This is a genomic window from Galbibacter pacificus (assembly GCF_029603165.1).
GTDB classification, from domain to species: domain Bacteria; phylum Bacteroidota; class Bacteroidia; order Flavobacteriales; family Flavobacteriaceae; genus Galbibacter; species Galbibacter pacificus.
On the sequence record NZ_JAQSVC010000009.1, the window covers coordinates 1 to 21,155 of the forward strand.

The 21,155-nt window shown below is 38.6% G+C and carries 19 protein-coding genes; 11 read left to right on the top strand and 8 right to left on the bottom strand.

Features of this window, described 5'->3' with window-relative positions; genetic code table 11:
* Positions 1–153: 153 nt before the first annotated feature.
* Complete coding sequence (locus PSF86_RS17510) at positions 154–1,176, bottom strand: glutamine synthetase beta-grasp domain-containing protein (protein ID WP_277901394.1); 1,023 nt, start codon at positions 1,174–1,176, stop codon at positions 154–156.
* A 280-nt stretch (positions 1,177–1,456) separates the two neighbouring features.
* Here PSF86_RS17510 and PSF86_RS17515 point away from each other — a divergent pair, with 280 nt between their 5' ends.
* From PSF86_RS17515 to PSF86_RS17540, 6 genes are all read left to right on the top strand, one after another.
* A complete protein-coding gene (locus PSF86_RS17515; protein ID WP_277901395.1) occupies positions 1,457–3,643 on the top strand; it encodes a glutamine synthetase III family protein in 2,187 nt (728 codons plus the stop codon).
* 335 nt (positions 3,644–3,978) lie between these two features.
* A complete protein-coding gene (locus PSF86_RS17520; protein WP_277901396.1) occupies positions 3,979–5,160 on the top strand; it encodes an AIR synthase related protein in 1,182 nt (393 codons plus the stop codon).
* On the top strand, positions 5,161–5,610 hold the full coding sequence (locus tag PSF86_RS17525; protein ID WP_277901397.1) for a GNAT family N-acetyltransferase: 450 nt from the start codon (positions 5,161–5,163) through the stop codon (positions 5,608–5,610). It abuts the gene before it with no gap.
* A gap of 149 nt (positions 5,611–5,759) precedes the next feature.
* On the top strand, positions 5,760–6,836 hold the full coding sequence (prfA, locus tag PSF86_RS17530) for a peptide chain release factor 1 (protein ID WP_277901398.1): 1,077 nt from the start codon (positions 5,760–5,762) through the stop codon (positions 6,834–6,836).
* 95 nt (positions 6,837–6,931) lie between these two features.
* Entirely contained in the window at positions 6,932–7,741 is an 810-nt protein-coding gene (gene pyrF / locus PSF86_RS17535) for an orotidine-5'-phosphate decarboxylase (protein ID WP_277901399.1), read from the top strand.
* Positions 7,742–7,744: 3 nt separating this feature from the next.
* Complete coding sequence (locus PSF86_RS17540; RefSeq protein ID WP_277901400.1) at positions 7,745–8,536, top strand: ABC transporter substrate-binding protein; 792 nt, start codon at positions 7,745–7,747, stop codon at positions 8,534–8,536.
* A gap of 228 nt (positions 8,537–8,764) precedes the next feature.
* Here the strand turns inward: PSF86_RS17540 and PSF86_RS17545 are convergent, their stop codons facing one another.
* Both PSF86_RS17545 and purU read right to left on the bottom strand, forming a co-directional pair.
* Positions 8,765–9,748, bottom strand: a complete 984-nt coding sequence (locus tag PSF86_RS17545) for a carbohydrate kinase family protein (RefSeq protein WP_277901401.1) — start codon at positions 9,746–9,748, stop codon at positions 8,765–8,767.
* A 107-nt stretch (positions 9,749–9,855) separates the two neighbouring features.
* Positions 9,856–10,710 carry a formyltetrahydrofolate deformylase gene (purU, locus tag PSF86_RS17550; protein ID WP_277901402.1) on the bottom strand — a complete coding sequence of 285 codons (855 nt, stop codon included), beginning with the start codon at positions 10,708–10,710 and terminating at the stop codon, positions 9,856–9,858.
* A gap of 175 nt (positions 10,711–10,885) precedes the next feature.
* On the opposite strand from purU, the gene PSF86_RS17555 reads away from it, so the two are divergent.
* From PSF86_RS17555 to PSF86_RS17570, 4 genes are all read left to right on the top strand, one after another.
* Positions 10,886–11,878, top strand: a complete 993-nt coding sequence (locus PSF86_RS17555; protein WP_277901403.1) for a UDP-glucuronic acid decarboxylase family protein — start codon at positions 10,886–10,888, stop codon at positions 11,876–11,878.
* A gap of 293 nt (positions 11,879–12,171) precedes the next feature.
* On the top strand, positions 12,172–13,443 hold the full coding sequence (gene purD, locus PSF86_RS17560) for a phosphoribosylamine--glycine ligase (RefSeq protein WP_277901404.1): 1,272 nt from the start codon (positions 12,172–12,174) through the stop codon (positions 13,441–13,443).
* Positions 13,444–13,497: 54 nt separating this feature from the next.
* On the top strand, positions 13,498–14,808 hold the full coding sequence (locus PSF86_RS17565; RefSeq protein WP_277901405.1) for an asparagine synthetase B: 1,311 nt from the start codon (positions 13,498–13,500) through the stop codon (positions 14,806–14,808).
* A 9-nt stretch (positions 14,809–14,817) separates the two neighbouring features.
* Positions 14,818–15,240, top strand: a complete 423-nt coding sequence (locus PSF86_RS17570; protein ID WP_277901406.1) for a secondary thiamine-phosphate synthase enzyme YjbQ — start codon at positions 14,818–14,820, stop codon at positions 15,238–15,240.
* A 1-nt stretch (position 15,241) separates the two neighbouring features.
* Here the strand turns inward: PSF86_RS17570 and PSF86_RS17575 are convergent, their stop codons facing one another.
* On the bottom strand, positions 15,242–16,057 hold the full coding sequence (locus PSF86_RS17575) for an HAD family hydrolase (RefSeq protein WP_277901407.1): 816 nt from the start codon (positions 16,055–16,057) through the stop codon (positions 15,242–15,244).
* A gap of 195 nt (positions 16,058–16,252) precedes the next feature.
* On the opposite strand from PSF86_RS17575, the gene PSF86_RS17580 reads away from it, so the two are divergent.
* Complete coding sequence (locus PSF86_RS17580) at positions 16,253–17,359, top strand: neutral zinc metallopeptidase (protein ID WP_277901408.1); 1,107 nt, start codon at positions 16,253–16,255, stop codon at positions 17,357–17,359.
* 281 nt (positions 17,360–17,640) lie between these two features.
* On the opposite strand, the gene rplT is transcribed toward PSF86_RS17580, so the two are convergent.
* From rplT to thrS, 4 genes are all read right to left on the bottom strand, one after another.
* Positions 17,641–17,985 carry a 50S ribosomal protein L20 gene (rplT, locus tag PSF86_RS17585; RefSeq protein ID WP_277901409.1) on the bottom strand — a complete coding sequence of 115 codons (345 nt, stop codon included), beginning with the start codon at positions 17,983–17,985 and terminating at the stop codon, positions 17,641–17,643.
* 140 nt (positions 17,986–18,125) lie between these two features.
* Positions 18,126–18,323 (bottom strand): 50S ribosomal protein L35, encoded by a 198-nt coding sequence (gene rpmI / locus PSF86_RS17590; protein ID WP_277901410.1) that lies wholly within the window; start codon positions 18,321–18,323, stop codon positions 18,126–18,128.
* 119 nt (positions 18,324–18,442) lie between these two features.
* On the bottom strand, positions 18,443–18,991 hold the full coding sequence (gene infC / locus PSF86_RS17595; protein ID WP_277901412.1) for a translation initiation factor IF-3: 549 nt from the start codon (positions 18,989–18,991) through the stop codon (positions 18,443–18,445).
* A gap of 35 nt (positions 18,992–19,026) precedes the next feature.
* The gene (thrS, locus tag PSF86_RS17600; protein WP_277901411.1) at positions 19,027–20,967 is read right to left on the bottom strand and encodes a threonine--tRNA ligase; all 1,941 of its coding nucleotides are present in this window, start codon (positions 20,965–20,967) and stop codon (positions 19,027–19,029) included.
* Between the last annotated feature and the right edge of the window lie 188 nt (positions 20,968–21,155).

The following is a 21,155-nucleotide window of genomic DNA, read 5'->3' on the forward strand; positions in this document are numbered from 1 at the left end:
ATGCGCAAAAAAGCGGCATAGGGCCACTTGGAAAATTTATCCCTTCACCAAAATAGAAAATTAAGAGGTCAAAGACACCAAATTAAAAAACCGCCCCATTCTGTGAAATGAGACGGCTTCTTTAAATGTTTAAATCTAAATCTTTAAAATTTATTATGCTTCTACGCTAATATCGGCAGTTTTAACTGTTTCTATAATTCTAGCAGCAACTTTGTATGGATCTGCATTAGAAGCAGGACGTCTGTCTTCCAGCCATCCTTTATAGCCTTTTTCTACAGTGATGATAGGGATACGTATGGAAGCACCTCTATCTGAAACTCCATAACTAAAATCGTTGATCGAAGCAGTTTCGTGCTTACCAGTTAAACGCTCGTCGTTAAACTCGCCATAAACTTCAATATGTTCTTTGGTAACGGGTCTAAATGCTTCGCAAACTTTGTCGTAAACATCTTTAGAGCCACAAGTCCTTAATAACGAATTAGAGAAGTTGGCATGCATACCAGAACCGTTCCAGTCACCTTTTACCGGTTTCGGGTGGTATTCAATATAGTAACCATATTCTTCGCATAATCTGTCTAGTAAATAACGGGCAACCCATATTTCGTCTCCTGCTTTTTTACCACCTTTTGCAAAAATTTGGAATTCCCACTGTCCGCAAGCAACCTCTTGGTTGATTCCTTCAAAGTTAATTCCCGCTTCTATACATAGGTCGGCATGTCTTTCAACAACTTCCCTTCCATGGGTGTTCAAGCCGCCAACAGAACAATAATAGAGTCCTTGAGGCCCTGGATAACCTCCTACGGGGAATCCTAACGGAAGTTGTGTCTTGGTGTCCATTATAAAGTATTCCTGTTCGAAACCAAACCAGAAATCGTCATTCTCATCATCAATCGTTGCTCTTGAGTTTGTCTCGTGGGCTGTACCGTCTGCATTTAATACTTCAGCCATAACCAAGTATCCATTTTTACGGGCTGGATCTGGATAAATCGCTACAGGTTTTAATAAACAGTCAGAAGACCCTCCTTCTGCTTGTTTTGTTGAAGAACCATCAAAAGACCAAATAGGGCAATCTTCTAATTTACCGCTAAAATCATCTTCAACTTTAGTTTTACTTCTCATGTTTTGGGTAGGAAAATAACCATCCAACCAAATGTACTCAAGTTTAGCCTTACTCATTTTATTAATAGTTTTAATTGAACTTTACTCGATGACAAAAATATGTTTTTTTGTTTTTCATACCGAAAAATATAGGGGCAATTTTAAAAAAACTTTGTTATTTTTATTAATACCCTATTTTTGCAGGGGGGTATTTTTTAAATATATAATTTTAATGAAAAATGTTAATAATTATTTAATATTTAATTTATTTGAAAGGTACTTTTTTTTGGACTTAAATAGCATTTTTGTTATTAATTAAACAGATAGATTTTAAAATGAATTTTTTATAACTAGGTATATGTCAACAATCAGGTTTAAAGCAATAAAGAAAACTTTTGAACGCAAACCATTGGCCATCGAGTCCACTGCCAAACGTTCGGAAATGTTTGGTAACAATGTTTTTAATGAAATGGTCATGCGGCAGGTAATGTCGAAAGAAGCATTCAACAGTGTAATTTCTGCAATAGAAGGAGGTGAAAGAATAGACCGAAAGCTTGCCGATGAAATTGCCGCGGCCATGAAAAACTGGGCCATATCAAAAGGGGCAACGCATTATACACATTGGTTTCAGCCTTTAACGGGCGCAACGGCCGAGAAACACGATGCTTTTTTTGAGCCGATCAGCAATTCGCATGCCGTTGAAAAATTTGGCGGAGACCAATTGGTACAACAGGAACCGGATGCTTCCAGTTTCCCGCACGGCGGCATTAGAAATACCTTTGAAGCACGTGGCTATACTGCATGGGATCCCACATCGCCGGCATTTGTATATGGAACGACCTTGTGTATACCAACTGTTTTTGTTTCCTACACGGGCGAAGCCTTAGACAATAAGGCCCCGTTGTTGCGGGCATTACAGGCAATCGACCAAGCGGCGACCGAAGTGGCCCGTTATTTCGATAAAAGCGTAACCAAGGTAAACGCAACTTTGGGCTGGGAGCAAGAATATTTTTTAATAGATAAGGCGCTGGCGTATTCCAGGCCAGATATTGTTTTGGCAGGACGAACACTGCTCGGGCATTCCCCCGCAAAGGGGCAACAATTGGACGACCATTATTTTGGCTCCATTCCCGACCGCGTGCTGAGCTTTATGCGCGATCTTGAGAACGATTGTGTAAAGCTTGGGATTCCCGTAAAAACACGCCATAATGAAGTGGCTCCCAATCAATTTGAGCTGGCACCACTTTTTGAAGAGGCAAACCTGGCGGTAGACCATAATTCCCTTTTGATGGACTTAATGGACAAAACTGCCGATAAGCATAATTTTAAAGTGCTGTTTCATGAAAAGCCATTTTCGGGGATCAATGGCTCTGGGAAGCATAACAACTGGTCTTTGGCTACCAATAATGGAACAAATTTATTGAGCCCGGGAAGTACGCCTACCAAAAACCTTCAGTTTTTAACGTTTTTCATCAATACCATTAAAGCTGTACACGACTACGAAGAACTGGTAAGGGCATCGGTGGCTTCGGCTACCAACGATCACCGTTTGGGTGCCAACGAGGCACCGCCGGCAATTGTATCGGTATTTATTGGTTCGCAGTTAACAAAGGTTTTGGACGAACTGGAAGATGTTTCCAAAGGGAAGCTCTCTCCTCAGGAAAAAACAGACCTCAAACTGAATGTTGTGGGTAAGATTCCCGAGATATTACTGGATAATACCGATAGAAACCGAACTTCGTCTTTTGCGTTCACCGGAAATAAATTTGAGTTGAGGGCCGTAGGCTCCAAATCCAATTGCGCCAAGCCCATGACGGTACTCAATACCATTGTGGCAAAACAATTAAAAGAATTTAAAAAAGAAGTAGATTCCCTAATCGATAAAAAGAACCTGAAGAAAGATGAAGCTATATTTAACGTGTTGAGGGAATATATAAAAGCTTCCAAAAAAATTAGGTTCGAAGGAGATGGTTATAGCGAAGCATGGGAGAAAGAAGCCTTGAAAAGGGGGCTTAGCAACAATAAAACAACCCCGCAGGCATTAAAAGTATCCGTTTCTAAAAAAACATTGGATCTATACGAAGAAATGGGGGTCATGAACGCCACAGAGATTAAAGCGCGCCATGAAATAGAATTGGAAGAATATGTGCATAAAGTACAAATTGAAGGACGCGTACTGGGCGATATTGCAAGAAATCATGTAATACCAACCGCAATTAGGTATCAAAACGCATTGATAGAAAATGTAAAAGGACTAAAAGAAGTATTTGGAAGCGAATTTAAAAAATTGGCACCCGAACAATTGGACCTCATCGAAGAAATCTCGAACCATATTTCTGAAATTAATTCTAAGGTGAGGTTTATGACCGAAGAACGCAAAAAAGCAAACAAACTGGAAAAAGCACAACTAAAAGCCGAAGCATACTGCCAAAAGGTTCTGCCGCATTTTGAAGCCATCCGTTACCATTGCGATAAACTGGAACTTTTGGTAGACGATAACATATGGCCGCTTACAAAATACCGCGAGTTATTATTTACTAGATAAATGTTTGTAGAAGTAGAAATTGGAGTATTTTTTCTATCAAATATATTGTATGGGGCTTTTAATCTGTTTTTTACAATGTTTTATCGAAAAATACTACAAAGAAGCATAAATAGGGTGTTTTTCCTGATAAATGAGCCGAGGGATTTTATATCTTTGGAATGCTATTAATCAATTTAATGATGTGGTTTTTGAGCCAGAAAAGACCAAGAAAGCTTTTGTTCAAAGACCACAAAAGGATTAGGAGGATTTAAACCAACCTTCTAAAAGAATAAGCACACGAACTTTTGTTTGTGTGCTTTTTATTTATAGGCTATTTTTGCATAAAATTTTTATAAATGAGTTCAGAGATAAGCAAGAGGTACGCACAAAGAGGTGTTTCGGCATCAAAAGAAGATGTTCACAACGCTATTAAAAATGTAGATAAAGGATTGTTCCCGAAAGCCTTTTGTAAAATAGTACCCGATTATCTCACCGGAAGCAAGGAACACTGCGTTATTATGCATGCCGATGGTGCCGGGACAAAGTCGTCTTTGGCCTACATGTACTGGAAAGAAACCGGAGATGTATCGGTATGGAAAGGTATAGCGCAAGATGCTTTGATTATGAACATAGACGACCTTCTTTGCGTGGGTGCCACACAAAACATTATGCTTTCTTCAACTATTGGGAGGAATAAAAATTTAATTCCGGGTGAAGTTATTTCAGCAATTATCAATGGAACAGAAGAATTGATTGCCGAATTAAAATCTTTTGGCGTACACATACATTCCACAGGTGGCGAAACAGCCGATGTGGGCGATTTGGTCCGGACCATCATTGTAGACTCTACCGTTACTGCAAGGATGAAAAGGAGCGAGGTTATAGACAATGCCAATATTAAACCGGGAAATGTAATTGTTGGGTTGGCATCGTTTGGGCAAGCAACTTACGAGAAAGAATACAATGGCGGAATGGGCAGTAACGGGCTTACTTCTGCACGGCATGATGTTTTTGAAAAATACCTGGCCGAAAAATACCCCGAAAGTTTCGATCATGATGTTCCTTCCGAGCTGGTGTATTCCGGGAACGTTAAATTGACGGACTCCGTTGAAAATACGCCAATCGATGCCGGAAAACTGGTGCTTTCGTCAACCAGGACATATGCGCCCATCATTCAAAAAATATTAGAAAAGTTCAACCCGACTGAAATTAGCGGAATGGTCCATTGTAGTGGTGGCGCGCAGACCAAAGTATTGCATTTTGTAGATAATGTCCATGTAATAAAAGACAATATGTTTGCGGTACCGCCATTGTTCCAATTAATTCAGGAACAATCCAAAACCTCATGGAAAGAAATGTATCAGGTATTTAATTGCGGGCATAGAATGGAGTTGTACGTAGACGAAAATATTGCAAACGATATCATTGAAATTTCAAAATCATTCCATGTAGATGCCAAAATTATTGGTCGCGTAGAAACTTCTGAAACCAAAAAACTGACCATTACCAGCGAATATGGAACCTTTGAATATGTCTAAATGTTAACAAGCGAAATTCTAAAAGGAGATTTTTTAATTACTACAGATAAAGAAAAACTTGATGTCCCTTTTATTCATCGGTTTTTAAGTACAGAAGCCGGTTGGTGCGATAATATTCCATTGGAAACTGTCCAGAAATCGATTGATAATTCGTTGAATTTCGGACTTTTTCACAACGATAAACAAATTGGTTTTGCACGTATTATAACAGATTATGCAACGATTGCTTACTTAGGGGATGTTTTTATTTTGAATGAATACAGAAAACAAGGGTTGAGCAAATGGCTTATGGAAGTAGTTACAAACCATCCTGAATTGCAAAATTTACGCCGATGGATGTTAATAACCGACACAGCACCTTGGTTGTACGAAAAGTTTGGTTTTGCAAAAGTTAAAGGCTCCAACTTATATATGGAAAAACATTTTCCGAATGTTTATAAAAAAGATTAAAAACTGGTTACATAACCATAGATAACAAATTCTTCTATTTGTTGAATATGTTTAATGTGCCTTAATACGTTGCTCTTTCTTCTTTTTTTTACTACCTCTAAAATCACCAAAAATAATCGTAAATTTGCAAACCGAATTAGAGACGAATTATGCTAGATAAATTAAACATTGTAAAACAGCGCTTCGATGAGATTTCCGACTTGATTATCCAACCGGATATAATTGCCGACCAAAAGCGTTATGTAGAACTCAACAAAGAATACAAAGAACTTAAAGAATTAGTAGACAAACGCGAAGTTTACAAAGAAGTACTCGATAATATAGCCGAAGCCGAAGAGATAATAGAAGACGGAAGCGATGCCGAAATGGTGGAAATGGCCAAAATGCAGTTGGAAGAGGCCAAAGAAAAGCTGCCCGACCTGGAAGAAGAAATAAAGTATATGCTTATCCCTAAAGACCCGGAAGATGCCAAAAACGTCATGATGGAAATCCGTGCTGGGACTGGTGGGGACGAAGCCAGTATTTTTGCAGGCGACCTGCACCGTATGTACACCAAATATTGCGAAGGCAGGGGCTGGAAAGTAAACGTGGTAGATTTTAACGAAGGGACCTCTGGGGGATACAAAGAAATTATTTTTGAGGTAAATGGAGAAAATGTATACGGAACCCTGAAGTTCGAATCGGGGGTACATCGTGTACAGCGTGTGCCACAAACCGAAACACAAGGCCGCGTGCATACATCGGCTGCCACGGTGATGGTACTTCCCGAGGCTGAGGAATTTGATGTGGAATTGGACATGAGCGATGTAAAAATTATCCGGACTACTTCAACCGGGCCCGGCGGCCAGTCGGTAAACACTACGTATTCTGCAATCCAGCTTCAACACATTCCAACAGGAATTGAAGTACGGTGCCAAGACGAAAAATCGCAGCATAAAAATCTAGACAAGGCCATAAAAGTATTGCGTTCACGTTTGTACGAACGCGAATTGGCAAAAAAACAGGAAGAAGATTCGGCAAGGCGTAAAAGTATGGTTTCCAGCGGAGATAGAAGTGCCAAAATCAGGACGTATAATTATCCGCAGGGGCGTGTTACAGACCATAGAATCGGGTTGACACTTTACGATTTGTCTAATATAGTAAACGGTGACCTGGAAAAAATAATTGAAGAATTAAAAATGACAGAAAATACCGAGAAGCTCAAAGAAGCCAATGAAACAATGTAAACGATATTTATTTTAAATTTAAATGAGAAAGAGAAGAATGTCATGCTGAGCCTGTCGAAGTGTGACATTTTTTATATTAGATGTAAACTTTACTAATGGAAACAAAACAACTCATCGAACAAATCAAACTAAAAAAATCCTTTCTTTGCATAGGCCTGGACGTTGACATTGATAAAATCCCGTCACACTTGCTTGAAGAAACCGATCCTGTTTTTGCTTTCAATAAGGCCATTATAGATGCTACACATCATCTGGCAGTTGCTTATAAGCCCAACATAGCATTTTATGAGGCCTATGGAATTAAAGGATGGCAATCGCTTAAAAAAACAATAGACTATATTAACGAAAAATACCCAGAGCTTTTCACCATTGCAGATGCCAAACGTGGCGATATAGGGAATACCTCGACCATGTATGCCAAAGCTTTTTTTGAAGATTTAAACTTCGATTCGGTTACCATTGCACCATACATGGGGAAAGATTCGGTAGAACCTTTTCTGGCATTTAAAAACAAACATACCATTCTTTTGGCATTAACTTCAAATGAAGGAGCTTTCGATTTTCAAACTAAAGACGTAGAAGGAGTCCCTTTGTACCAAAAAGTTTTGCAGACATCCAAATCTTATAAAAATTCAGAAAACTTAATGTACGTGGTAGGTGCCACTAAAGCAACATATTTAAAAGAAATAAGAAACATTATCCCGGAAAGTTTTTTATTGGTACCGGGTGTAGGGGCTCAGGGCGGAAGCTTGGATGAGGTATGTAAATACGGAAAGACCCAAAATATTGGCTTGCTCATTAATTCGTCAAGGGGCATTATTTATGCTTCTAAAGATGAAAATTTTGCCCAAAAAGCAGCCGGAAAAGCAAAAGAACTACAGCAGCAAATGGCTGCATATTTATAAATTATGTTTCGGTTGATAGATCAAACAGGAAGGCATATCAACATTCCCGAAACGTCTGCACGAATTGTTTCTTTGGTGCCTTCCCAGACTGAGTTGCTATGCGACCTTGGCTTGGAGACGCAATTGGTGGGGGTTACAAAGTTTTGTGTGCATCCTTCATCAATAAAAGATAAAAAGCAAATAGTTGGTGGCACCAAAAACATTAAACTGGATGTTATTCGGTCGCTTCAGCCAGATATTGTACTTTGCAATAAAGAAGAAAACACAAAGGAAATAGTGCAAAGCCTGGAGCAGTTTACAACAGTCCATGTTTCGGATATTTTTACTTTTGAAGATGCTTTGTCGCTCATAAATCAATACGGGGTGCTTTTTAAAGTTGAAGACAAAGCTTCGGTATTGATAAGGGACCTTGAAGAAAAGAAAGCAGATTTTGAACTTTTTATTCAGAATAAACCCTTGCGGAATGTCGCCTATTTTATTTGGAAAAAACCATGGATGGTTGCTGGCGGAAATACATTTATAAATCATCTTTTAAAGCTCAATAATTTTAAAAATGTGTTTGCAGCCTATGCCCGATATCCCGAAATTGAATTAGCTCAATTAAAATCAAAAGGAACAGCATACATATTACTTTCTTCCGAGCCGTACCCCTTTAAGGAAAAACATATGGCAGAAATACAAAAACAAATACCTAAAGGCAAGGTTATATTGGTAGACGGGGAATATTTTTCTTGGTATGGTTCGCGTTTGCAAAAGGCTTTTTCGTATTTTAAGGAACTACATGAGAAATTGTAGTTAAAAAGCCTTGCCCATACGGTATTGCCGAAATATAAATGAAAAAAGCCGATTTGTATAAACCGGCTTTTCTAAACTAACTTGCTAACTCAAACAATTCAAAGTATGAAACTTACTTTCTGGTACAAATTTCAGAATAGATTGGCTATTCTATGTTAAGTAGAAATTACCAATGGGTTATAGAGTTATTAAGTTAGTATGCTTAAAGTGCCGAAATATTGTTGCTTTTTAGCTTAACTTTTCTTCTTTGTAATTTTCCCGCAGAATACGGTCGGTTTCCTGTTTGTTTTTAAAAACCTGAAAATCTTTCCCCTGCGTTCTTAATGCCCCAAGCACATTGGCATATTGAGCGGCTTTTATGGGGTCGTTATAGCAGGTAAGCCCGTATGCCAAACCACCCGCAAAAGAATCTCCGCACCCGGTCGTGTCTATAACATTGGTAACTTTCACCGATGGGGTCCAATCTTTTTGTAGCGTATCATTATTGAGTTGATAGGCAACGCATCCACGGGAGTCCAATGTTACAAAAAGTATTTTAACGCCTTTTCTCAAGGTGTCTTCGGCAAAATCGTCCAAGTGGTCTGTATAATTTTCATCATAAGAAGTAAGGATTTTTTCATCTTCCAACCAACTAAACTGCGATTCTTCCAAGTTCATTTTTAAGACATCAATATAGGGGAACCATTCATTTTTGTCCTTCCAAAATTTTCTGAGGCGTTCTCCTTTATCGTTTATCCAGGTGGTGGGGCCGTGGGCATCAAAAATAACAGTGGCTTTGCTGTTTTTCTTTATATACTGAAGGGCACCTAGCTCAATTTCAAAATCGGTAATGGGCACAAATACAAAGGCGTCTACATCGGTAAATTTTTCAATGTCCTCTTTTTTTATGGGCTCCATTTTAGAGCGTTGTTGCTCTTTGCGGTTGTTTTGGTCCAGAAATTTTAGTTCTATTACCGTTCCTTTGTCTTTGTGGGTATAAATACCATCAACTTTAATATTTGTATGCTGATGGAATATTTTTTTTATGGGCGCTTCGTCAATTTTATGGATATGGGAAATAGGGAAAACCTCTCCGTCGTTTTCCAGGAGTTTGGCCAACGCAATGACCGGATGCGTGACACAGCCATATTTTTTTATAACATCCCCTTTATGGGTAATAATCTTATCCCTTGGTATGGGGCCAATAATTGCTATTTTGGTTTTCTTAGACATGGTGTTTTTGCAAATTAAGTATTGGAAAGGCAATGCCAAGAATGGGTTTGGAAAATAAACATATCTTCCCATACAAGATAAGAAATAATTGCTACGGGTTATAGCCGTTAACTAAAAATAATGGTCTTGTTGTTAAAAACCATGGTCTTTCTGTCTATATGCAGTTTTATTCCCCTTGCCAGCACGATTTTTTCAAGGTCGCGCCCCTTCATTACCATGTCTTCAATAGAATGTGCATGTGTTACACGGGCCACGTCCTGTTCGATTATCGGGCCGGCATCAAGTTCTTCGGTTACATAATGGCTGGTAGCGCCAATAATTTTCACGCCTCTTTTATAGGCAGAATGATAAGGTTTTGCCCCAACAAAGGCAGGCAGGAAAGAATGGTGGATATTAATGATTTTATGTTGATATGCTTCAATAAGTTTACTTGAAACAATTTGCATATAGCGAGCCAGGACAATAAAATCGACTCCATGTTTTTTTAATAGCCTCAATTGTTCCTTTTCTGATGCTGCCTTGGTTTCCTTGGTAACCGGGATATGGAAAAACGGAATATTAAAGCTATCGGCAATATATTTTAAATCGGGGTGGTTGCTGCTAATAAACGGAATTTCAACATGGAGCTCCCCTGCATTATAACGCCCAAGGATATCATACAAACAATGGTCATATTTAGAAACAAATATGGCCATTCTAGGTTTGTAAGCTGCTGTGTATAGTTCCCATTCCATTTCATATTTTTCGGCGATAAGCGCTCCGAAATTTTTTTTAAAAGATGGTAGATCGAAAGTTTTTGGGTTAAATTCGCTTTCAGATCTCATAAAAAAAATGCTGTTGTGCCTGTCCACATGCTGGTCGATATAAACAATATTGCCATGATTTTTATGAATGAAATTGGTGACCGAAGCAATAATTCCGGAAGTATCCTTACAATGAATTAAAATGGTAAGCTTTGCCATAGCTGGTTGTTTCTTAGCATCAAAAATACATTGTTTTGCCAAGTAATCAATTGGATTGAATGAAAAGTAACAGGAATGCCGTCAGAATAAAAGAAATTAAACAAAAAAATAGTAACATAACAACATAACTGCATTACAACAAAAAATACTTACCTTCGCCATTAAACAAAACCATGTGGAAAAGAAGCGTATTTTAATAACCGGGGCAGCCGGGTTTTTAGGCTCGCATTTATGCGATCGGTTTATTAATGAAGGAATGTATGTTATTGGAATGGACAACTTGATTACGGGCGACCTTAATAATATTGAACACCTTCGTGCCAACCCAGATTTTGAATTTCGTCATCATGATGTAACAACTTTCGTGGATATTTCTGGCGAATTGGACTACATTCTTCATTTTGCATCGCCCGCCAGCCCGATTGATTATTTAAAAATCCCTATCCAAACATTAAAAGTCGGAGCTTTGGGAACGCATAATCTATTGGGATTGGCCAAAGATAAAAAAGCACGAATTTTAGTAGCTTCAACTTCTGAAGTATATGGAGATCCCTTGGTACACCCACAAACTGAAGAATATTACGGAAATGTGAGTCCGGTTGGTCCGCGTGGTGTATATGATGAAGCCAAACGATTTATGGAGTCCATTACCATGGCCTACCACCGTTTCCATGATCTGGATACGCGCATAGCCCGTATTTTTAATACCTACGGTCCACGAATGCGATTAAACGACGGACGCGTAATCCCGGCATTTATAGGCCAAGCCCTTCGCGGTGAATATATTACCGTTTTTGGCGACGGTAGCCAGACCCGCTCTTTTTGTTATGTAGACGACCAAATAGAAGGAATTTACCGCTTGTTGATGAGTAATTATAATGAGCCTGTAAACATTGGCAATCCTACCGAGATATCCATAAAAGATTTTGCCGAAGAAATTGTGAAGCTAACGGGAACCGACCAAAAAATAGTGTATAAACCCCTACCAAAAGACGATCCGCAACAACGTAGGCCAGATATTACCAAAGCCCGTGAAATCCTTGGCTGGGAGCCAAAGGTAACCCGCAAAGATGGCATGAAACGTACGTACCAATATTTTAAAAACTTACCAACAGAAGAGCTCTACAAAAAAGAACATCGAGATTTTTCCAATAGGAACAGGAAGTAATTTGTGCTAAAAGTAACTTGCTGAGTAAATATAAATTATAGATGGTATCTCTCAGCAACATAAGACTTTGCGGAGCTAGTTAAAGAAGTTATTTTCCTTCACTTAAAGAATTATTACATGCATAAAAAACAACGTGCTTCCTATAATATATTCAGACGTCTATTAGCATAAAGGAAAGCTTTAGCATTACAGGTTGGCAAATCAAAAACTTTTTCAGGATTAAATTATGTTTTTGCAGCTACTCCGTGTAACTTTGGCATCTTTAAAATAAAAGTCAATATAATTCAGTAAAAATGAACATCCTTATATTAGGTTCTGGAGGTAGGGAACATACCTTTGCATGGAAAATAGCGCAGAGCAATAAAACCACACAATTATACGTAGCACCCGGAAATGCAGGTACCGCAAAAATAGCTACTAATGTAGCTGTTTCGGTAACCGATTTTCCTGCCATAAAAAAGCTGGTAACGGCTAAAAAAATAGATATGGTTGTTGTTGGGCCCGAAGATCCATTGGTACAAGGGATTCATGATTTTTTCTTGAATGACAATGAATTAAAGAACATTCCGGTAATCGGACCTCAAAAAAGCGGGGCCATTCTGGAAGGAAGCAAAGAATTTGCCAAGGAATTTATGGCAAGACACAATGTTCCTACCGCGGCTTACCAAAGTTTTACTTCAGAAAGCCTGGATGCCGGTTATGCTTTTTTAGAAACGCTCCATCCACCATACGTTTTAAAGGCCGATGGTCTTGCGGCTGGAAAAGGGGTGTTGATACTTAACGATATCGAGGAGGCCAAAATAGAACTTAAAAATATGTTGGTCGGTGCCAAATTTGGCAATGCAAGTGCCAAAGTAGTTATTGAAGAGTTTTTAAGCGGTATAGAATTAAGCGTTTTTGTACTGACCGATGGAAAGAATTATTTAATACTTCCAACGGCTAAAGATTACAAACGCATTGGCGAAGGAGATACCGGGCTCAATACTGGTGGCATGGGCGCCATTTCACCAGTGCCTTTTGCAGACATAACTTTTATGGAAAAGGTAGAGGAGCGCATTGTAAAACCGACTATAGAAGGGTTTCAAAAAGATAAAATTCCCTATAAAGGATTTGTTTTTATCGGCTTGATTAAAGTTGGGGAAGAACCATATGTTATTGAATACAATGTGCGAATGGGAGACCCCGAAACCGAAGTGGTAATTCCGCGTATACAAAACGATATGGTAGATATGCTCCAGGCAGTGGCAGAAGGCACGCTCGATAAAATAAACTTGAAAATAGACGAACGCTCAGCTACAACCGTGGTTGCGGTTTCGGGTGGATATCCCGAAGCTTACGAAAAAGGAAAGGAAATAACAGGGCACGATAAGGTAGCAGATGTTATTGTTTTTCATGCCGGGACACAATTAGACGACAATAAAGTATTAACTTCCGGTGGAAGGGTGTTGGCAGTAACTTCCTATGGGGATGATTTCCGGGAAGCTTTAAAAACTTCCTATAAAAGTCTTGAAAGTATAACTTTTGATAAAATGTATTACAGAAAAGACTTAGGTTTCGATTTATAATTGTATTTTTCAGATAGAAAAGATGCATGTTGATCTGAAAACTGAAAAATTATAATGCCCGAGAATAACTGTAAAAAAAAGCATATTAAAAAGGAGTGGCGCGCCCATGTGTGTCTGCTCCTTTTTTGTATTGTTTTTGGTCTAAAAACCGCCTTGGCATCCTATATATTAATACCAATGGACGCCGAAACGCAAAAAAACCATTTAAAGGCCTACGGAATTACCTATTGGGTGTTGGCAAAGAATGAAAAGGTAAAGTGGTTACTTAATTATAGGGGCGGCTCATTTTTAATGACGGATACTGATGAAATACGAAAAGAATGCCAAATTCGGGGCGTTTCTTTTGAAGTTTTATCAGATGCAAAGACCGAAACCATTTTAAAAGAAATTAGCAGCCCATCCAAAAACCAGGAATCCGTAACCTTGGAAAAGGCCCCGAAAATTGCGGTTTATTCCCCAAAGGGAAATCAACCTTGGGACGATGCTGTAACAATGGTGCTTACTTATGCCGAAATCCCTTATGAAGTAGTTTACGATACCGAAGTGCTGGAAGACAAATTGCTGCTTTATGATTGGCTGCATTTGCACCATGAAGATTTTACGGGTCAATATGGAAAATTTTACGGAGCTTACCGGGCAACACCATGGTATATCCAAGAAAAAAAGGATGCCGAGGCACTGGCTACCGACTTGGGTTACGATAAAGTTTCTCAGGAAAAATTGGCGGTAGCGATAAAAATTCGTGATTATGTTGTGGGCGGCGGGTTTATGTTTGCCATGTGTTCGGCTACCGATAGTTTCGATATAGCTCTGTCAGCAGAAGGCCTAGATATATGCGAGCCCATGTTTGATGGCGACCCGTCAACACCAAATTATCAGTCAAAAATAGATTTTTCAAAAACTTTTGCCTTTAAGGACTTTATACTGGAACGAAACCCGTTGGAATACGAATTTTCTTCCATAGACATGACAAACAAAAGAAGAACGGTACAACGGGAAACCGATTATTTCACATTAATGGAGTTTTCGGCAAAATGGGATCCGGTGCCTACAATGTTATGTCAAAACCATACTTCTTTAATTAAGGGCTTTATGGGGCAAACTACTGCCTACGATCCAAATACCATTCGTCCAACCGTATTGGTAATGGCCGAAAATAAAGTAAATGGGGAAGCAAGGTATATTCACGGAATTAAAGGAAAAGGATTTTTTACATTCTATGGCGGGCACGACCCCGAAGATTATCAACATAGGGTAGGGGATCCAAAAACAGAGTTGGAATTGCATCCAAATTCTCCCGGTTATAGGTTGATATTGAATAATGTACTGTTTCCGGCGGCAAAAAAGAAAAAGCAAAAAACATAATATAGCAGGATGGAGTTTTTTCAAAAAGAAGTAAAATTAAAAGCGAGGAAACGGGGGTTTCATTTAATTACAGGGGAAATCCTGCATGCGGTCCCGGAATTAAAAAATATTAAAATCGGGCAACTTCAAATATTTATAAAACATACTTCGGCCAGTTTAACCATTAATGAGAATGCAGATCCGACCGTTAGAACAGATTTTGAAAGCCATATCAATAAAATGGTTCCCGAAGATGCACCATATTATATCCATACCTATGAAGGCCCAGATGATATGCCGGCACATATCAAGGCTTCGTTGATGGGGAGTTCAGTGCAGATTCCAATTACAAGCGGCAGGTTAAACCTTGGAATTTGGCAAGGCATCTATTTATGTGAACACAGAAACCACGGCGGAAGCAGATCGGTTGTAATAACAGCTTTTGGAAATTAAATTAGGATAGCTTTTTCTTGGCCTTTATTAATTGGTCCAGTATAAATTCAACACCATTTTCGTCGTTGCTTTTGGTTTTATAGTTTGCAGCCTTGATTACATTTGGGTGTGCATTTTCCATGGCATAACTAAAATGTGCCAAGTCCAGCATTTCCAAATCGTTGTTGTAATCTCCAAAAACCATGGTTTCTTCTTTGGTAACCCCCAACTTTGTTTGAAGCAGCTTTAAGGCATAGCCTTTGTTGGCATTTGGGTGCGAAAGGTCCAACCAGTTTTTTCCAGAAACCTTTACTTGCAAAGTGTCTTCATAATGTTGTACGGCGGGGTAAATATGGTCTTCGGAACTATCAAAATGGTATACCGCTATTTTAACAAAATCATCATTGGTAACCTTTGTTAAATCGTCTACAACTTTATAAGCAGCGTAATATTCGTTAAAGAGAGTAATAAATTTTTCATTCTCAGTTTCAATGTAAGAAGATTTTTTACCACAAAGTACCACATATACATCTTCCAACTTTCTTAATAAGGTAATTAACTCATGGATGCTTTCGTTGGGCATATTTGTTACCAAAAGTTCATCGGTACCTTGTTTGGCAATACCACCGTTTTCGGCAATAATGGTAATGTCGTTAACAATTTTTTCGAGTTTGTTGGTTATGCTGTTGTATTGTCTTCCGCTTGCGGCAACAAAATGGATATTGTGCTCACGGAGTTCCTTGAAAAGGTCAAAAAAAAGCGTGCTTACTTCCCCTTTACTGTTTAAAAGTGTTCCGTCCATATCGGTAACCACCAACTTTACATTTGATAAATCCATAGTTTATTAATAATAAGGTGCAAAAATAAGGCTTCTTAACCAGATTGAAGTTAATACTTTGTTAGGAATTTATAATTTACACAAATCTATAAAAGTGTTTTCTAATTGAAATTTTATAATGCAGTTGGTCGAATTAAATTGTTTAAACTATGAAGTTTTTCTATATTATGTAACTATAATCTTAAAAATAACTTTATGAAAACCAACTACCTTTTAACAGGCGTTATAGTCATTGCTATAATGCTTGGATCTTGTACTAAAGAAGATACTTATGTAGAGCCCGATTTAAATGCCGTTTATGCTACTTCTATTGTCAACAAATTCCCTAATTTATCGCAAGGAACAACCGTTAATATAGATCTTGGGATAAATGAATTCTCGTACTACGACAATCTTTTCAAAGTTGTAGAACCGTCAGAATGTGGAACAACTGCTTTCGATGAGGCCATTGATGAAACAATTTCAGAAAACCTCGATCAATTGGGAGCTCAGTTTTACAGTATATACAGCGATATTAACTTTTACATGTCTCTTGTTGATACAAGCCCGCAATATTTTGGTGTCGATGGAATATATACCAATTTAATGAAAAAAAGGGTAAAAGATCAAGAAAGGTTTTGGGACATGCCAAATGAAGTTGCTGTAAAAGGGCAGCATAATGCCAATTTTAAAAATGAAGACCTGCTTAGGGAAACATTGCCTTTTCTTTATGGCCCAACTGCTGATATTGATGCACTTATTGAGGAAATATATGTAATTAACGAGGAGAGTACTTTTTTAATTGAAAACCCCTTTGTTTCATTTGACGGATTTGCCATTAATATTGATAATTTTTTCGGTAAGGGCCAAGGAGATATAATTGTAATAAGCGACGGAATAGTTTCGGTAATGACAAAAACGGGAATCGATGCCAATATTATTTGGACTGGAATACTGGCACACGAATGGGGGCACCAAATACAGTTTAATAACAATTGGAGTTATCCTGTTGAAGATGGAAATGTGCCAGAATCTACACGTTCTACCGAATTGGAGGCCGATTTTTTTGCCGCTTATTATATGACCCATAAAAGGGGAGCAACATATAACTGGAAGCGCGTTGAAGAATTTTTTGATCTGTTTTTCAATATAGGCGACTGCAGCTTTGAGAGCGATGGGCACCATGGTACGCCCATACAGCGTATGGATGCCGCTCACCGTGGTTTCGAGCTGGCGCAAAGTGCCCAAAAGAAAGGTCATATTTTGTCTCCTGAAGCTGTTCATGAAATATTTATTGCCCAGTTACCCGAAATAGTGGAATAAGACATAATTAAATAATATAATTTTCGATAGAGTAATCTATGTTGGATGCTTATTTTAAGTAGTTGAGTTCAACAAGCTCCTGCAAGATCTTTTTTTCGACCTTGTAGGGAGTGTTTAACCGTAAAATTAAAACACCTAGAAGGTCTCCAAACCTTGCAACAATAAGCAATTTTAATAGAGGTGTTAACTTTTCTATCTCGAACCCACGTTAAATAAGGCCATAAAAAATCCCGGTTCAACGAACCGGGATTTTTATAAGCGGATAATATATTGTTAAACGTTTACTTTACTTTCTCAACAATTGTTTTAAAAGCTTCTGGGTGGTTCATGGCCAAATCGGCTAAAACCTTACGGTTAAGCTCAATTTCGTTAGCCTTTACTTTCCCCATAAACTGAGAATAAGACATTCCATGCAATCTGGCTCCCGCATTAATACGGGTAATCCACAACGCGCGGAAAGTTCTTTTCTTATTTCTACGGTCTCTGTACGAATATAACATCGCTTTTTCAACCGCATTCTTGGCAACCGTCCAAACGTTTTTACGTCTACCGTAGTAGCCTTTTGCTTGCTTCATCACTTTTTTTCTTCGTGCTCTTGAAGCTACTGAATTTACTGATCTTGGCATAATTTTAATTTTTTGTAGCAGGCGGCCGATAACCGGCACTTTGTTTCATTTATTTTTGATTTAACACTCTTATAAAAGCGCTTAATTTTTTAAAATGGCCTGACTCCAGGGTTAAACAATTTAATTGAACCTAAGGGCAATTACTTTAAACGCAATTGTTCCTTGATACTATTCTCATCTGCTTTATCTACTAAACCAGAATGAGTTAGTGCAAGCTTACGCTTTTTAGATTTCTTTGTTAAGATGTGACTCTTAAAAGCGTGCTTTCTTTTAATTTTACCGGTACCGGTAAGCTTAAAACGCTTTTTGGCACTGGATTTTGTTTTCTGTTTAGGCATAATCCTAATATTTATTTAATTATCTCGCTTATTATCTTTATATACTGTCCCGATAACTACCGGGATTAACAGTATCCTTAACTTTTAACTTTGTACTTTTAAAATTCGTACTAGGTAAATTACTTGGTTTTTTTAGGAGCTATGAACATGGTCATACGCTTTCCTTCCAATTTGGGCATTTGTTCTACTTTCCCTATATCTTCCAACTCCGATGCCAGTTTAAGCAGCAAAATCTCTCCTTTATCTTTATAAACAATAGAACGTCCTTTAAAGAAAACATATGCTTTTAATTTTGCACCTTCTTTTAAGAACTTTTCGGCATGTTTCTTTTTAAAATCATAATCATGATCATCGGTATTGGGTCCAAAACGGATCTCTTTAACCACGACTTTGGAGGCTTTCGCCTTCAGTGCCTTTTCTCTTTTCTTCTGTTCGTACAAGAACTTTTTATAGTCCATTATTTTACAAACAGGTGGCTTGGCATTGGGTGAAATCTCAACGAGGTCCAATCCTAATTCTTCGGCTTTGCTTAAAGCGGTTTTGGTTGGGTATATGTCCATTTCAACATTGTCTCCTACCAGTCTCACTTCCGGCACACGGATCTCTTTGTTGGTTCTATGCGGATTTTTAACTTCTCTTCTTTGAGCGTTTCTGTTAAATCTTTTAATTGCTATGGCTAAATAATTTTAATTAAACTTAATTTTTAAAACTTCTTTAATGTACGATTGATTTCTGAATTTATCAAATCTGAGAACTCATTTATGGTTATGGTACCTATGTCGCCCTCTCCGTGTTTTCTTACAGAAATTGTACCGTCTTTTTCTTCTTGCTCGCCAACAATAAGCATATACGGGATTTTTTTCATTTCGGCATCACGTATTTTTTTGCCAATTGTTTCGTTTCGGTTGTCAACGAGGGCGCGAATTTCGTTATTTTCCAATAAATTTAAAACTTTTTCGGCATATTTTTCATATTTCTCACTGATTGACAATATAATAGCCTGTTCCGGCATCAACCATAACGGGAAATTTCCAGCGGTATGTTCCAGCAGTATGGCCACAAAACGCTCCATGCTTCCAAATGGGGCCCTGTGTATCATTACCGGGCGGTGCAGCTTGTCATCGCTGCCTTTGTAGCTCAAGTCGAAACGCTCGGGAAGGTTGTAATCTACTTGTATGGTCCCCAGTTGCCAGCTTCTTCCCAGGGCATCTTTTACCATGAAATCTAGTTTGGGGCCATAAAAAGCGGCCTCGCCGGTTTCAACTACATAATTCAATCCCTTTTCTTTAGCGGCACTAAGTATTGCATTTTCTGCTTTTACCCAATTTTCGTCACTGCCAATATATTTATCGGGGTTTTCGGGATCGCGCAACGAAACCTGAGCCGTAAAATTTTCAAACCCTAAAGATCCAAAAACATACAACACAAGATCGATTACTTTTTTAAACTCGTCATCCAATTGGTCCGGGGTACAAAAAATATGGGCATCATCTTGCGTGAACCCCCGAACACGTGTTAGGCCGTGTAGCTCTCCGCTTTGTTCATATCTATATACAGTGCCAAATTCGGCATAACGCTTTGGAAGTTCTTTGTAGCTCCACGGACGCGAATTGTATATTTCGCAATGGTGCGGGCAGTTCATGGGCTTTAATAAAAATTCTTCATCCTCTTTTGGAGTATGTATGGGCTGAAAACTATCTTCGCCGTATTTAGCATAATGTCCAGATGTTACATACAATTCTTTCTGTCCAATATGTGGCGAAACAACTTGCTCGTACCCTGCTTTTTTTTGCGCTTTCTTTAAAAAATTCTCCAAGCGTTCCCGCAAGGCAGCACCTTTTGGCAACCATAGAGGCAATCCTTGACCTACTTTAGAAGAAAAAGTAAACAGTTCCAGTTCCTTGCCCAGTTTCCTGTGGTCTCTTTTTTTAGCCTCCTCCAGTAATTCAAGATATTCTTTCAGCTCCTTTTGTTTCGGGAAAGAAATCCCATAGATACGTGTAAGTTGTGGGTTGTTCTCATCTCCTCTCCAATAAGCGCCAGCTACCGACAATAGTTTTACGGCCTTTACAATCCCTGTGTTGGGTATGTGCCCGCCGCGGCATAAATCGGTAAACGTATCGTGGTCGCAAAAAGTAATGGTCCCGTCTTCTAGATTTTCAATCAATTCTACTTTAAACGCATTATGTTGCTTTTTGTAAAAATCCAAAGCTTCGGCCTTACTAACCGAACGCATTTTGTAGTCATGCTTCCCTCTGGCAATTTCCAGCATTTTAGCTTCAATGGCAGGAAAATCCTTTTCAGAAATTGTTTGGTCGCCTAAATCAACATCATAATAAAAGCCATTATCAATAGAAGGCCCAATGGTCAATTTAACACCGGGGTATAGTTCCTCCAAGGCCTGAGCCATGATGTGCGAAGTAGAATGCCAGAACGCTTGCTTTCCTTCATCGTCGTTCCATGTATATAATATAAGACTCCCATCGGTGGTCAAAGGCGTAACCGTTTCCACTTTTGTGCCATTAAAACTTGCAGAAATAACATTTCTGGCCAAGCCTTCACTAATGCTTTTAGCAACATCCATCGGAGTTGTGTTCTTTTCAAACTCCTTAACCGATCCATCGGGTAAAGTAATCTTAATCATTATATATAATATTTTTCAGTCTGCAAAGATAAGCGTAAGTCTTTACGCATACAACACTATATATAATATGTTTACAAGTTAATAAAAAACGGGGCGTTCCCTCCATTGCATTCGGGCCGGGCTTTCCGCTGCTACTCCTCGCCTTGGCTGCGGGGTGACCGCTGCAATCCCTAACGCGCGACCCCACA

What these genes read in the sequence shown, in the direction of transcription:
- PSF86_RS17510 (WP_277901394.1), bottom strand. Translation starts at nt 1,176, where the DNA reads ATGAGTAAGGCTAAACTTGAGTACATTTGGTTGGATGGTTATTTTCCT.
- PSF86_RS17515 (WP_277901395.1), top strand. Translation starts at nt 1,457, where the DNA reads ATGTCAACAATCAGGTTTAAAGCAATAAAGAAAACTTTTGAACGCAAA.
- PSF86_RS17520 (WP_277901396.1), top strand. Translation starts at nt 3,979, where the DNA reads ATGAGTTCAGAGATAAGCAAGAGGTACGCACAAAGAGGTGTTTCGGCA.
- PSF86_RS17525 (WP_277901397.1), top strand. Translation starts at nt 5,161, where the DNA reads ATGTTAACAAGCGAAATTCTAAAAGGAGATTTTTTAATTACTACAGAT.
- prfA (WP_277901398.1), top strand. Translation starts at nt 5,760, where the DNA reads ATGCTAGATAAATTAAACATTGTAAAACAGCGCTTCGATGAGATTTCC.
- pyrF (WP_277901399.1), top strand. Translation starts at nt 6,932, where the DNA reads ATGGAAACAAAACAACTCATCGAACAAATCAAACTAAAAAAATCCTTT.
- PSF86_RS17540 (WP_277901400.1), top strand. Translation starts at nt 7,745, where the DNA reads ATGTTTCGGTTGATAGATCAAACAGGAAGGCATATCAACATTCCCGAA.
- PSF86_RS17545 (WP_277901401.1), bottom strand. Translation starts at nt 9,748, where the DNA reads ATGTCTAAGAAAACCAAAATAGCAATTATTGGCCCCATACCAAGGGAT.
- purU (WP_277901402.1), bottom strand. Translation starts at nt 10,710, where the DNA reads ATGGCAAAGCTTACCATTTTAATTCATTGTAAGGATACTTCCGGAATT.
- purD (WP_277901404.1), top strand. Translation starts at nt 12,172, where the DNA reads ATGAACATCCTTATATTAGGTTCTGGAGGTAGGGAACATACCTTTGCA.
- PSF86_RS17565 (WP_277901405.1), top strand. Translation starts at nt 13,498, where the DNA reads ATGCCCGAGAATAACTGTAAAAAAAAGCATATTAAAAAGGAGTGGCGC.
- PSF86_RS17570 (WP_277901406.1), top strand. Translation starts at nt 14,818, where the DNA reads ATGGAGTTTTTTCAAAAAGAAGTAAAATTAAAAGCGAGGAAACGGGGG.
- PSF86_RS17575 (WP_277901407.1), bottom strand. Translation starts at nt 16,057, where the DNA reads ATGGATTTATCAAATGTAAAGTTGGTGGTTACCGATATGGACGGAACA.
- PSF86_RS17580 (WP_277901408.1), top strand. Translation starts at nt 16,253, where the DNA reads ATGAAAACCAACTACCTTTTAACAGGCGTTATAGTCATTGCTATAATG.
- rplT (WP_277901409.1), bottom strand. Translation starts at nt 17,985, where the DNA reads ATGCCAAGATCAGTAAATTCAGTAGCTTCAAGAGCACGAAGAAAAAAA.
- rpmI (WP_277901410.1), bottom strand. Translation starts at nt 18,323, where the DNA reads ATGCCTAAACAGAAAACAAAATCCAGTGCCAAAAAGCGTTTTAAGCTT.
- thrS (WP_277901411.1), bottom strand. Translation starts at nt 20,967, where the DNA reads ATGATTAAGATTACTTTACCCGATGGATCGGTTAAGGAGTTTGAAAAG.